The following is a 12107-nucleotide window of genomic DNA, read 5'->3' as shown; positions in this document are numbered from 1 at the left end:
GCCCCGGAGGACCGGGCGGTCCCGGCGGCTTCGGCGGGGGCGGCGGGCGCAGCGGCCGGCGCGGGCGGCGCAAGGACAAGCCGGAGAAGACCGGCTGGCGGAAGTACGTCCCGAACTGGAAGATCGTCGTCGCGGTCGTCACGGTGGCGATCCTCGGGTCGGCGGCGCTCGTCGCCGTCGCCTACGCCAACACCCCGATCCCGAAGGCGACGCAGGAGGACGCGACCAAGCAGGCGTCGGTCATCACCTACTCGGACGGCAAGACCGCGCTCGCGCGGGTCGGCATGAAGCGCGAGATCCTCCCGCTCACCCAGATCCCGCCCATCATGCAGCACGCGGTGCTCGCCGCGGAGGACCGCGAGTTCTACAACGAGCCCGGCATCTCGCCGACCGGCATCGCCGGAGCGGTGTACCGGGCGGCGACGGGCGGCGACGTCAACGGCGCCTCGACGATCACCCAGCAGCTGGCGCGCAACTACTACCAGGGCCTGAGCCAGAAGCGGACCGTGAGCCGCAAGCTCAAGGAGATCCTGATCTCGGTCCGGATGGGCAACGAGAAGAAGAAGGACTGGATCCTGGAGCAGTACCTCAACACCGTGCCCTTCGGGCGCGGCGCGTACGGCGTCCAGGCCGCTTCCCGCGCCTACTTCCACAAGCCCGTCAAGGACATCACCGCCCCGGAGGCGGCGATGCTGGCCGCCATGATCCAGCGGCCGGGCTACTTCAAGTCCTACGGTCCCGACTCCGACCCGGCCAAGCAGGCGCTCATCTCCCGTTGGAACTACGTTCTCGACGGCCTGGTGAAGAAGCAGTGGCTCTCGGCGGACGAGCGGGCCAAGGCGAAGTTCCCGCAGACGCAGAAGCAGTGGAGCGACATCAAGGACACGGGCCAGACCGGGTACCTCACCGACCGCGTCATCGCCGAGCTCAAGACGCTCGGGATCTCCCAGCAGCGCGTCGAGACCGCCGGCCTGCGGATCAAGACGACCTTCGACCAGGACCTGCAGAACTACACCGCCACGGCCGTCAAGCAGTTGAAGCAGGAGAAGAACTTCAACAGCACGATCCACTTCGGCCTCACCGTGGTGGACCCGAAGACCGGCGGCGTGATCGCCGCCTACGGCGGCCCGAGCTACCAGAAGCAGCAGTTCGATGACTCCTTCCAGGGCGCGGTGCAGCCGGGTTCGTCGTTCAAGCCGATCGTGCTGGCGACCGCGCTGGACAACGGCGTCAGCCTGAAGACGACGATGGACGGCCACTACCGCCGCACCATCAACGGGGCGAAGTTCACGAACGACAGCCCGTCGGAGAACGGCGTCTTCGACCTGAAGGAGATGACGGCGAAGTCCATCAACACCGCCTACGTCGACCTCGGCCAGAAGGTCGGGCTGGACAAGGTGGTGGACATGGCCAAGAAGATGGGCATTCCCGCGAACACGCCGGGCCTCAACCCCGACTACACCTCGCTGCCCCTCGGTGTCATCACCGCGACGTCGGTCACGATGGCGTCGGTGTACCAGACGTTCGCCGCGGGCGGCGTGCACCGGCCGGCGCACGTGATCCAGTCGATCACGGACGCGAACGGCAACCCCGTCCTGAACGACGCGGGCAAGCCGGTGAAGAAGGAGCCGTGGGCGAAGCAGCAGACGCAGGTCTTCGACTCCGGTGTCGCGGCGGACGCCACGGAGGCGATGCGCGGCGTCGTCACGCACGGCACCGGTACGGAGGCGAGCCTCGGCGCCCGCCCGGTCGCCGGTAAGACCGGTACGTCGTCGCAGAACAAGTCCGCCTGGTTCGTCGGCTACACGCCCGAGCTAGTGACGTCGGTCGGGATGTGGCGGTCGAGCAAGGACGGCAAGACCCAGAAGTCCCTGGTCGGCGTCGGCGGCTACAGCCAGGTCTACGGTGGTACCGTCCCGGCCGAGCTGTTCAAGATGGTCATGACCAAGGCGCTCGAGGGCAAGGAGATCACGCCGTTCCCGCCGGCGGTCTATGGCGGCAGCATCGCCCCGTGGGCGGCCGCGAAGCCGGAGCCGACGACGTCGCCGACGACGTCCCCGACGACGTCGAACACGCCGACCTGCACCAACAACGGTCAGGGGCAGCAGCAGCAGGGGCGGCCCTGCCACACCAAGTCGCCGGACCCGACGAACACCCCGACGGCTCCGGGCGGGACGGGCCAGCCCTGCAACAGCATGGGCATGCCGCTCGGCTGCGACCCGAACCTGCCGCCGAACGACCCGAACGACCTGAAGCGGTGGTGCAGGACGCACCCGAACAACCAGGCGTGCACCAAGGAGCAGGACCCGACCACTCCGAACGGGACCAACTGAGCGCGACCGCGTGCCGCGCCGATGAGTGAACGGAACGGCCCGGAGCCCATGGCGGCTCCGGGCCGTTCCGCTTTCCTGGGGATTCGCCGGGCGTCTTTCCCGAGGGTTTCCTGGACGTCCGGAGGCGCGGGCGGTGCGCGGGCGCGTTCTTTGCGCGCCGACCAATAGTCTGCTGTCCATGTCGTCGTCTTTTGAGAGGGTCGCGATGGCCGGCGCCGGCGCCGGGGACGATCCCGCGCGGGAACGCGGCCGGGTGGCGCGGCTCGCGCCGGTCCTGGCGGGCGCCGCGGCCGTCGTGTGCGCGCTGGGCTGGCTGCAGAAGCAGCCGTGCGCGTCGGTGAAGTTCGACTTCATCCAGACGACGAAGAACGCCTGCTACACGGATGTGTATCCGCTGTACTACGTGCGCGGGCTGAACGACGGGAAGATCCCGTACTTCGACTCGTTCACCGGCTCCGACATCCACCACGTCGAGTACCCGGTGCTGAGCGGCGGCTTCATGCAGCTCGCCGCGTGGCTGGTCAAGCCGTTCGGGGCCGGTGAGCGCGGGATGGCGTTCTACAACGTCACGGCGCTGCTGCTGGCGGTGCTGGCGATCGTCGCGGTGCTCGCGACGGCGTACGCGGCGGGGCGCCGGTCGCTGCGCGCCGGGCTGATGGTGGCGCTGTCGCCGTCGCTGCTGCTCACCGCGTACATCAACTGGGACCTGCTGGCGGTGGCGCTGGCGGCGCTGGGGCTGGCGGCGTGGTCGGCGCGGCGCCCGGCGCTCGCGGGCGCGATGCTCGGGCTGGCGATCGCGGCGAAGTTCTATCCGCTGCTGTTCCTCGGCCCGCTGGTGCTGCTGTGCGTCCGCGCCGGTCAGTGGCGGGCGATGGGGCGGATGCTCGCGGGCACCGCCGGCGCGTGGCTGGTCGTGAACGTGCCGGTGATGGTGTTCGCGTGGGACGGCTGGGTCGAGTTCTACAGCTTCAGCCAGAAGCGCGGCATCGACTGGGGCTCGATCTTCTTCGTGCTGCAGGACCACGGGCTGTCCGGTCTCGCGTCCGACACCGACCAGCTGAACCTCGCGGGGACGGGCACGTTCCTGGTGCTCGCCGCCGGGATCGCGGTGCTGGCGCTCGCCGCGCCGCGCCGTCCGCGGCTGCCGCAGCTGATGTTCCTGGTGCTGGTCGCGTTCATGCTGCCGAACAAGGTCTGGTCGCCGCAGTACGTGCTGTGGCTGCTGCCGCTCGCGGTGCTGGCCCGCCCGAAGATGCCGGCGTTCGTGGTCTGGCAGGCCGGGGAGATCATCTACTTCTTCGGCATCTGGTGGTACCTGATGTCGGTGTCGCTGCAGCTGCCGGGGGCGGACCTGCCGGCGACGCTGTCGGCCGTCGCGCATCTCGACGCCCCGGCGGGCGGGATCAGCCAGGACGTGTACAGCCTCGCGCTGCTCGCCCGGTTCGTGACCGTGCTGGCGATGGCGGTGCTGGTGGTGTGGGACGTCCTGCGCCCGTCCGGCGACATCGTGCGGACGGGCGGCGAGGACGACCCGGCGGGCGGGGTGCTCGACGGCGCGGACGACGTCGTGTCGCTCCGCCGGTGGCGCGGCGCCCGGCACCTCGCCGCCGACGCGGTCTGACACAGCGCCCGAGGCGGTGCCGCGGTGCCGCGGTGCCGCGTCAGCGGCGGGTCAGTGGCGCAGCGCGGCGATGAACCACTCGAACACCGGGACCAGCGAGGGCGGGACGGGCCAGCCGTTGATCACGGCGAGCAGCTGCCAGTACCGTTCGGCGCGCCGGTCGCTGCCGACCTCGAGGCGGTGCAGCAGCCGGGCGCGGAAGTCCGGGCCGTCCTGCTCGCCGAACGCGCCGGCGTAGGCGGCGGCGAGGGCGTCCACGACGGGACGGGCGGCGTCCGACGCCGGGTCCACGCCGTCGTCGATCGCCGCGCTCACCCTCTCGACCGTGATGGCGGTGAGTTCCTGCCCGCTCGCCTGGCCGCCCTCCCGGGCGGCGCCGCGTGCGGACTCCTCGGACTGGAACTCCGCCATCCGCCGGACGGCGGCGCGGAAGTCGGGGTCGCCGACCAGTTCCGCCAGCTCCACCCACGCGTCGACCTGCTCGGGCGACGGGTCGTCGGGCAGCTCCGGCAGCGCCGCGCGCATCTTCGCGGCGAACTCCGGGTGCACCTCCAGCCCGGCGAACGTCTCGTCGACGAATCCGGTGATGATCCGGTTGCGTTCCTCGTCGGACAGTTTGGCGAGCTTGTGCATCAGCTGGACCTCCTCTGGGGCGGAACCGCGCTTCGCCACCGCGCGCAGCACGGCCCGGCGCAGCCGGAGCGTGCGGATCTGCGCGTCGAGCGCCTCGGCGTGCGTCGCCGCGACGTCCCCGACGGTGACCTCGCGGGCCAGGACCCGCCGCACGGTGTCGAGGTCGATGCCGAGGTCGCGCAGCGTTCGGACGAGGTCGAGGCGGGTGGCGGCCGCGATGTCGTAGAGCCGGTAGCCGGCCGGCGACCGGTCGGTCGGCGGCACCACGCCGGAGTCGGAGTAGAACCGGATGGTCCGGACCGGGAGACCGGTCCGCCGGGCCAGTTCCCCGATCGTGTACAGGGTGTCGCCGTCCATGTCCTCCACCTTGCGGGTTCCAGTCGGTGGAGACTCAAGCACACGCCAAGAGCGCGCACGGGTGTGCCGCGCGCGCTCTCTGCCCGGGGGATCGGTCAGCCGGCGTGGGACGGGTCGGCGATGACCGGGGTGGTGCCCTCGCGGCGGGCGCGGCGGGCGTCCTGGACGAACTCCTTGGTGAAGAGCGCGGACAGGGTCGCGACGCCGCCGCGGTGGACGCGGATCTCGCCGTGCTTGATCTCGCCGGTGATCCGGATCCGGCGCCCGCCGCCGTTCTCCCCCGTCCAGTCCTTGACGCGGCCCCGGCCGGTGTAGCGCAGGTCCCAGTGGTCGATCTCGGCGTCCTGCGGGACGAGCAGCTTGACCATCGAGTGGTCGATGCCGATCTCGATCTCGATGTCGCCGTCGGGGATGTGCGGGGAGCGCAGGTCGAGGACGGCCGAGGCGCGGCGGGCGCGCACCTCGAACCGGCGCGCGCCGGTCCAGTGGCCGAGCCTCTTGACGGAGCCGTAGTAGGCGTGGACGCGCTCGGTGGCCTGGTCGGCGGCGGTGTCGGCGGTGTCGGTGCTGGTGGTGGGCGTGGTGTTCATCTCTGGCTTCCTTCGCGGAATCGGGCAACTACCTCGCTCTAAGAGTCGCTCTTTGAAAGAGTCTCTCTATAGAAGAGAGATTAGGGCAGGGGGCGGCGCCCGTCAACCCTCGGTGCCGTCGGATCCGGGCCGCCCCGCCCGCGTCGCGGCAGACCGGCCGAGGACGCCACGGGATCGCCGGGACGATTGCGGCGTCTTGAGGATTTCGTAGGTGAATGCCGGGGATGATCGCGGCCGGCGGGGCGCGTGGTCCGGAGTGCCCCGCGCGCGGGGAGGACGACTGCCGGGAGACGACGTGAACGCGAATCGAGCACTGGACGAACTGCTCGCCGGACGGCTGCGGCCGGGCGTCTACCAGTGGCGGACGCCCGCCGTCCCCGGCGCGGTCGGCGACACGACCTGGACGGAACGGGCCGAGGAGGCGGGCTGGCACGCCGTCCACCTGGACGGCCGCCGCGTCCGCGACAAGGACGGGTTCCTGCGGGTGTGCGCGGAGGCCTTCGAGTTCCCCGACTGGTTCGGCGGCAACTGGGACGCCCTGGAGGACTGCCTGTCCGACCTGTCCTGGACGCCCGCCAAGAGCGGCTACCTCGTCCTCTACGAGTCGTGGTCGGAGCTCGCCGACGCCGACCAGAGCGCGTTCCGGACCGTCCTCGACGTCTTCGGAAGCGCGGTCAAGGCGTGGCGTGACACCCCCACGCCCATGGTGGTGCTGCTGGCGAGCGTGGGCGTGGAGGTCGCAGGCGTCCCCCGGCTTGCGTTCGAGTGAAGAAGGCGCTGGTGGGGCGCGCCGGTCCTAGTAGGTCGTGCTGCCCGCGGCGCTGCCGAACACGATCGCCCACAGCCACAGGTAGAAGACCCAGACGATCAGCCAGAGGCCGGTCACGATGTAGCCGAGGATCAGGCCGGCCGTGGCCATGCCCTGCCCCTCCTCGTGCGTCCGCTTGATCTGGCTCTGCGCGACGTGCCCGAAGATGATCGCCAGGAGGGACGTCGTGCCGCAGCTGACGATGCCGACCAGGCCCAGGACCATCGACGCGGTCGCCATGCCGTTGGTCCCGCGGCTGACCGGCGCCGCACCGCCGTAGTAGTGGTGCTGGACGGGCGGCTGCGAGTACGGCTGGGGAGCGTAGGGGTCGTTCGACCCGTAGCCGTAGGGATCGTACGGGGGCTGGGCCATGGGGGGCTCCCGATCGGTTCGCGCGCCCGCCGCCGAGAGGACGCGCGTGCGCTGATGGGCTGAGGTTCCGGATTATGCCAGTGTGACGTGCCATCGCGAGTTTGTCGCCATGCCGGTCGTCACTGGGTTGGATGCCCCGCGGGCCCTCCGGGTTCCCCCCTTGGCCTGATCTTGCCAAGAGCGTTCGGCCGCCGCGCGGCGCCGAGCCCGCCGGGCCCCGCGGGCGTCCGCCGGGCCGCGCCGGAGGCGGGCCGCCGGAGACCGTGGGAGGTCAGAGCTCGTCGCGCAGCCAGGAGATGTCGGCGGCCTGGCCGGCGGCGGGCGTCTCCACCACGACCGGCGCGTCCGCCGCCCGCACCACGGTCAGGATCAGCTCGGGGTCGATGCTGCCGCTGCCGAGGTTGGCGTGCCGGTCGGCGCCGGAGCCGAACGCGTCCCGGCTGTCGTTGCAGTGCACGAGATCGATGCGGCCGGTGATGGACTTGATCCGGTCGACCGCGTCGACCAGTTCCTCGCCGGCGGCGTGCGCGTGGCAGGTGTCGAGGCAGAACCCGAGCTTGTCGTCCAGCCCCGGGACGCCGGACAGGACCTCCCACAGCCGGGCGATCCGGTCGAACTTGCGGGCCATGGCGTTACCGCCGCCCGCCGTGTTCTCGATGAGCACCGGGATCGGGCACTCGGTGCGCTCGAACACCTTGCGCCAGTTCTCGAAGCCGGTCTCCGGGTCGTCGTCCTTCAGCACGTGGCCGCCGTGCACGATCAGGCCCTTCGCGCCGATCGACGCGGCCGCGTCGAGCTGCTGCGCGAGGTTCTTGCGGCTCGGGATCCGGATCCGGTTGTTCGACGTCGCCACGTTGATCGTGTAGGGCGCGTGCACGTAGACGTCCACGCCGGAGCCCTCCAGCGCCTCGACGCCCTGCGGCAGGATGGGCTTCTTCCAGCCCTGCGGGTCGCCCAGGAAGAACTGGACGACGTCGGCTCCGACCGCGCGGGCGTTGTCGAGCGGGTTGGTCTGGTCGACGTGGGCTCCGATGCGCATGGCACCGAGGTTAGCCGCGCCGTCCGACGTTTCGTTCCGCAACGCGCTCCGCCGCCGGGGGCAACGCGCTCCGCCGCCGGGGCAACGCGCTCCGCCGGGGCGGCGCGGTCAGAGCGAGAAGCCGCCGTGGCTGATCGCGAAGCCGGCGCCGACGAACGACCCCACCATGCCGATGACGTTCAGCCAGCGCTCGTTGGTCGTCGCCGAGATCATCTGCGAGACGAGCGCGAGCGGCAGGCCGATGATGCCGACCACCAGGCCGACGAAGTGCGCCGAGGGAACGCCCCCGCCGAGAATGAGCGCGGCGATCCCCAGGGTGAACGCCAGGACGGCGAGGACGTCCTGGAGCCGGTGGCTCTCGGCCCGGCTCTCCGCGGTCGCGTGCCCACTGCCGGCTGCCTGCTCTGGCATCCGGACCTCCTCACGTCGTGGTGCCCCGCGCGGTGCGCATGGTGAACGCGGGACCGGACGGACCATGTGCGTAAAGGAATGCCCAGCGGAGCGGAAGATCAACCGGGAGGGGCGCTCGGAAATGTCGGCGGCACCCGGTACGGTCGAACATGGATTCGAGAACACCGGCCGGGATCCGGGGGGACGCCGGGTCCGGGAGGAGCACGACGTGAGGGAGAGCGTGCCGGCCCGCGCGGGCCGGGGAGCGGAGGCGAGGCGATGAACTCCAGCGAACTCGGGGTCATCGGCGACGCGGAGCTCGTCGAGGAGCTGTCCATGCTGACGACCCAGACCGCCCGCATGCGGGCCCGGATGGCCGACATCATGGCGGAGCTGGAGCGGCGGCGCCGCAGGGCGCCCGGCCATCCGGCCGCCCGCCGCTAGCCGCCGTCCGGTCCCCCGGCCGCCCGGCGCCGGCCGTCGCCGGTCCCCCGGCCGACCCGGAACCGGCTCGTACGCTGCCGACTGTTGGTAGCCTGTACCGGTCCCGCGGCAGGTGCGCCCGGCGAATCCGGGTCCGGCGCGGCCGCGGGGGACGCAAGAGCCCTCCTGTCACGGAGAGACCGTGACCGCCAGTCCAGAGGAGGTAGGGACACAGCATGCGTCGATACGAACTGATGGCGATCCTCGACCCCGGCATCGACGAGCGCACCGCGAACGCGGCGCTCGACCCGTTCCTGAAGGTCGTCAAGGACGGCGGCGGCAGCGTCGAGAAGGTCGACGTCTGGGGCCGGCGGCGCCTGGCGTACGACATCCAGAAGAAGTCCGAAGGCATCTACGCGGTGGTCGACCTGTCGGCTGAGCCTGCCACGGTCAAGGAGCTCGACCGGCAGCTCAACCTGAGCGAGTCGATCCTCCGTACCAAGGTCATCCGCCCCGAGGTCCACTGAGCCCGGCTCAGCCCTCACACCAGCCGGAGCGAGCCCCATGGCAGGCGACACCGTAATCACGATCGTCGGGAACCTCGTCGAGGACCCGAACCTGCGCTTCACCCCCAGCGGCCAGGCGGTCGCGTCCTTCCGCATCGCGTCGACGCCGCGGTTCTTCGACCGCCAGTCGAACGACTGGAAGGACGGCGAGGCGCTCTTCCTCACCTGCAACGTCTGGCGGCAGGCCGCCGAGAACTGCGCGGAGACCCTGCAGCGCGGCATGCGGGTGATCGTGCAGGGGCGGCTCAAGCAGCGCTCGTACGAGACCCGCGAGGGTGAGAAGCGCACCGTCTTCGAGATCGAGGTCGACGAGGTCGGCCCGTCGCTGCGCAACGCCACCGCCAAGGTCAACAAGACCCAGCGGCAGGGTGGCGGCGGCGGCTTCGGAGGCGGTGGCCAGGGCGGCTTCGGCGGCGGCGGTGGCCAGGGCGGCGGTTTCGGTGACGGCGGCCAGGGCGGCGGCGGCTTCGGCGGCGGCCAGCAGGGCGCTCCGGCCAACGACCCCTGGGCCACCGGCGGCGGCGGCGGCGGTGGAGGCGGCGGTTTCTCCGACGACCCGCCGTTCTAGCCGCCCGGCAAGACCGCGCCCGGCAAGACTGAACGACACATCCACGTCCATTCCCGCGTGAGCGGGGCTCTCTCGAAGGAGCACCACGATGGCGAAGCCACCTCCCCGCAAGCCGAAGAAGAAGGTTTGCGTTTTCTGCCAGGAGAAGATCTCCTACGTCGACTACAAGGACACGGGCCTGCTGCGGAAGTTCATTTCCGACCGCGGCAAGATCCGTGCCCGGCGGGTGACCGGCAACTGCACCCAGCACCAGCGGGACGTCGCCACGGCGATCAAGAACGCCCGCGAGATGGCGCTGCTGCCGTACACCAGCACCGCGCGCTGAGGCCGGGGGTAACGATCATGAAGCTCATCCTGACCCAGCAGGTCTCCGGGCTCGGCGAGCCCGGCGACGTCGTCGAGGTCCGCGACGGCTACGGCCGCAACTACCTCGTCCCGCGCGGATTCGCGATCCAGTGGACCCGCGGCGCCGAGAAGCAGATCGACTCGATCAAGAAGGCCCGCGCGGCCCGCGAGATCGCGACCGTCGAGCACGCCAAGGAGGTCGCCGGCCAGCTGGCGGCCCTGCGGGTGACGCTGCGCACCCGGACCGGCAGCAACGGCCGCCTGTTCGGCGCCGTGACCGCCGCGGACATCGCCGACGCGGTGCGCGCGGCCGACGGCCCCGAGCTGGACCGCCGCCGGATCGAGATCGGCAACCCGATCAAGACGGTCGGCACCCACCGCGTCAGCGTGCGGCTGCACAGCGACGTCAACGCCACGATCGACGTCAACGTCGTCGAGGCCTGAGGCCGCCTGTAGGGCCGAGACCGGAGGCTCCCGCCTGACGGCGGGGGTCCGAGGTCGCCGAGGCCCGCGCCGGCCGCCGGCGCACCGCGTTCAGAACGACCCTCGCGTACCGGGATCAACCCGGGCGCGGGGGTCGTTCCGCGTTCCGGCCGGGCGTCCGCTCCCGGTCCGGGTCGTCCCTTGTCCCCGCAATCTCTTGCACAAGAACAGGGCTGCCCCGTCCCGGATCTCTCTGGGTTTCATGTGAAACGTCCCTGAACCGCCCGGTGTTTGGGTGATCGTCTGAGCGGCCATTACGTTCCGTGATCACAGATCATCGGGGGGCGAAGGGGGACGGTGTTGATCGCGCATTCGGGGGACGGCGCGGCCGGCCGGGAACGCGACGGGACGGCGGTGACGCGGCGGTCGGCGGTGACGCGGCGGTCGATGATCGGCGGCGTGGTGGGGGCCGGGCTGCTGGAGGCACTGGCGTTCGGGTCGCCGCTCGGGGAGAGGGCGATGGCGCAGGACGCCCCGGCGGGCCCGGACCTGGACGGCGTGACCGGCACGGTGCCGCCCGACGCGGCGTCCGGCCGCCTGCTCGACCGGCGTGCGCCCCTGTTCACGGCGGACGCACCGCAGATCTACACGCGCGCCGAGTGGTCGGCCCGGCCGCCCAAGCGCGCGGCGAAGGTCCTGGACCGCGCGCCGGACCACATCGTCGTGCACCACACCGACACGGGGAACTCCACCGACCTCTCGGTCGGGCACGCGTTCAGCCTGTCCCGGTACATCCAGAACTTCCACATGGACAAGCGGGGCTGGGACGACAGCGGCCAGCACCTCACGATCAGCCGGGGCGGCGCCGTGATGGAGGGCCGCAACCGCAGCCTGGCGTCGATCCGGGCCGGTGACCTGGCGGTGGGCGCCCAGGTGCTGCACAACAACGAGCACACCCTCGGGATCGAGAACGAGGGCAACTACATGTCGACGGCGCCCCCCGACCGCCTGTGGGCCTCCCTGATGGAGGTGTGCGTGTGGCTCTGCCGGGAGTACGACCTCGACCCGGCCGAGGCCATCGTCGGGCACCGCGACTACAACGAGACCTCGTGTCCGGGCGACGTGCTGTACTCGCGGCTGCCGGCGCTGCGCAGGGCGGTCGCGGACCGGCTGGAGGGCTCGGCGGCGGCGCCGAAGCCGAAGAGCAAGCCGAAGGGCAAGCCCAAGGCACCGCCGAAACCGAAGCCCAAGCCGAAGCACAAGCCGCACGGCGGCGACGACTACGGGAACCCGAGCCAGTACTACCAGGGCGACGACGACTGGCCGGGGTTGCTGAACCTGAACTGGTGATCGTCTGCGGGGCGGTGCGCGGCGGGCGGTCGGGCGGCGGGCCGCGGGCCGCGGGCCGGTCAGTTCTCGGGCGTGGTGTAGCGGGTGCGGCGGCGGGCGATCTCCGGGTCGATGCCCTCGACCAGCGACCAGATGCCGGCGACGCGTTCCACCAGCGTCTCGGGCGGCAGCCCGGCCAGGCCCTCCGCCGCCAGGTCGTCGATCGCCTGCGTGAGCCGGGCCATCCGCTCGCCGTGGGTGGAACACATGTTCGAATAGTAGCGAGTGGGGCGGGGGAGGCGGGTGGGCT

General features: G+C 71.4%; 15 protein-coding genes. 9 read left to right on the top strand and 6 right to left on the bottom strand.

Annotated features, from left to right (window positions below; translation table 11 throughout):
• Positions 1-2333 (top strand): transglycosylase domain-containing protein (locus ABZ914_RS02860; protein ID WP_500191213.1); only part of this gene is annotated, 2333 nt, incomplete at its 5' end.
• A gap of 178 nt (positions 2334-2511) precedes the next feature.
• On the top strand, positions 2512-3954 hold the full coding sequence (locus ABZ914_RS02855; protein ID WP_500191211.1) for a glycosyltransferase family 87 protein: 1443 nt from the start codon (positions 2512-2514) through the stop codon (positions 3952-3954).
• Positions 3955-4005: 51 nt separating this feature from the next.
• On the opposite strand, the gene ABZ914_RS02850 is transcribed toward ABZ914_RS02855, so the two are convergent.
• Both ABZ914_RS02850 and ABZ914_RS02845 read right to left on the bottom strand, forming a co-directional pair.
• The gene (locus ABZ914_RS02850; RefSeq protein ID WP_500191209.1) at positions 4006-4944 is read right to left on the bottom strand and encodes a MerR family transcriptional regulator; all 939 of its coding nucleotides are present in this window, start codon (positions 4942-4944) and stop codon (positions 4006-4008) included.
• Positions 4945-5039: 95 nt separating this feature from the next.
• Positions 5040-5534, bottom strand: a complete 495-nt coding sequence (locus ABZ914_RS02845; RefSeq protein ID WP_500191207.1) for a hypothetical protein — start codon at positions 5532-5534, stop codon at positions 5040-5042.
• Between the two features lie 295 nt (positions 5535-5829).
• Between ABZ914_RS02845 and ABZ914_RS02840 the strand changes: the two genes are divergently transcribed.
• The gene (locus tag ABZ914_RS02840; protein ID WP_500191206.1) at positions 5830-6303 is read left to right on the top strand and encodes a barstar family protein; all 474 of its coding nucleotides are present in this window, start codon (positions 5830-5832) and stop codon (positions 6301-6303) included.
• A 27-nt stretch (positions 6304-6330) separates the two neighbouring features.
• On the opposite strand, the gene ABZ914_RS02835 is transcribed toward ABZ914_RS02840, so the two are convergent.
• The 3 genes from ABZ914_RS02835 to ABZ914_RS02825 all read right to left on the bottom strand — a co-directional run bounded on the left by ABZ914_RS02835 (position 6331) and on the right by ABZ914_RS02825 (position 8164).
• A complete protein-coding gene (locus tag ABZ914_RS02835) occupies positions 6331-6714 on the bottom strand; it encodes a DUF4190 domain-containing protein (protein WP_387025717.1) in 384 nt (127 codons plus the stop codon).
• 271 nt (positions 6715-6985) lie between these two features.
• Positions 6986-7753, bottom strand: a complete 768-nt coding sequence (locus ABZ914_RS02830) for a deoxyribonuclease IV (protein ID WP_500191204.1) — start codon at positions 7751-7753, stop codon at positions 6986-6988.
• A gap of 108 nt (positions 7754-7861) precedes the next feature.
• A complete protein-coding gene (locus ABZ914_RS02825; protein WP_500191202.1) occupies positions 7862-8164 on the bottom strand; it encodes a hypothetical protein in 303 nt (100 codons plus the stop codon).
• 258 nt (positions 8165-8422) lie between these two features.
• On the opposite strand from ABZ914_RS02825, the gene ABZ914_RS02820 reads away from it, so the two are divergent.
• The 6 genes from ABZ914_RS02820 (at position 8423) to ABZ914_RS02795 (ending at position 11818) form a co-directional block, all read left to right on the top strand.
• Positions 8423-8587 (top strand): hypothetical protein, encoded by a 165-nt coding sequence (locus ABZ914_RS02820; protein WP_387025711.1) that lies wholly within the window; start codon positions 8423-8425, stop codon positions 8585-8587.
• A 215-nt stretch (positions 8588-8802) separates the two neighbouring features.
• Entirely contained in the window at positions 8803-9093 is a 291-nt protein-coding gene (rpsF, locus tag ABZ914_RS02815) for a 30S ribosomal protein S6 (protein WP_151540987.1), read from the top strand.
• A 37-nt stretch (positions 9094-9130) separates the two neighbouring features.
• Positions 9131-9700 carry a single-stranded DNA-binding protein gene (locus ABZ914_RS02810; RefSeq protein ID WP_500191201.1) on the top strand — a complete coding sequence of 190 codons (570 nt, stop codon included), beginning with the start codon at positions 9131-9133 and terminating at the stop codon, positions 9698-9700.
• Between the two features lie 88 nt (positions 9701-9788).
• Positions 9789-10025: a 30S ribosomal protein S18 gene (gene rpsR / locus ABZ914_RS02805; RefSeq protein WP_019631633.1), complete on the top strand. Its 237-nt coding sequence runs from the start codon at positions 9789-9791 to the stop codon at positions 10023-10025.
• 17 nt (positions 10026-10042) lie between these two features.
• Positions 10043-10489: a 50S ribosomal protein L9 gene (rplI, locus tag ABZ914_RS02800; RefSeq protein WP_500191199.1), complete on the top strand. Its 447-nt coding sequence runs from the start codon at positions 10043-10045 to the stop codon at positions 10487-10489.
• Between the two features lie 339 nt (positions 10490-10828).
• The gene (locus ABZ914_RS02795; protein ID WP_500191197.1) at positions 10829-11818 is read left to right on the top strand and encodes a peptidoglycan recognition protein family protein; all 990 of its coding nucleotides are present in this window, start codon (positions 10829-10831) and stop codon (positions 11816-11818) included.
• A 59-nt stretch (positions 11819-11877) separates the two neighbouring features.
• On the opposite strand, the gene ABZ914_RS02790 is transcribed toward ABZ914_RS02795, so the two are convergent.
• Entirely contained in the window at positions 11878-12066 is a 189-nt protein-coding gene (locus ABZ914_RS02790; protein ID WP_190863092.1) for a hypothetical protein, read from the bottom strand.
• Between the last annotated feature and the right edge of the window lie 41 nt (positions 12067-12107).

The sequence above is a fragment of the Spirillospora sp. NPDC046719 genome (assembly GCF_040645715.1).
GTDB lineage: Bacteria > Actinomycetota > Actinomycetes > Streptosporangiales > Streptosporangiaceae > Spirillospora.
The sequence above is the reverse complement of the archived record's forward strand: the minus strand, read 5'-3'. Positions and strand labels throughout refer to the sequence as shown.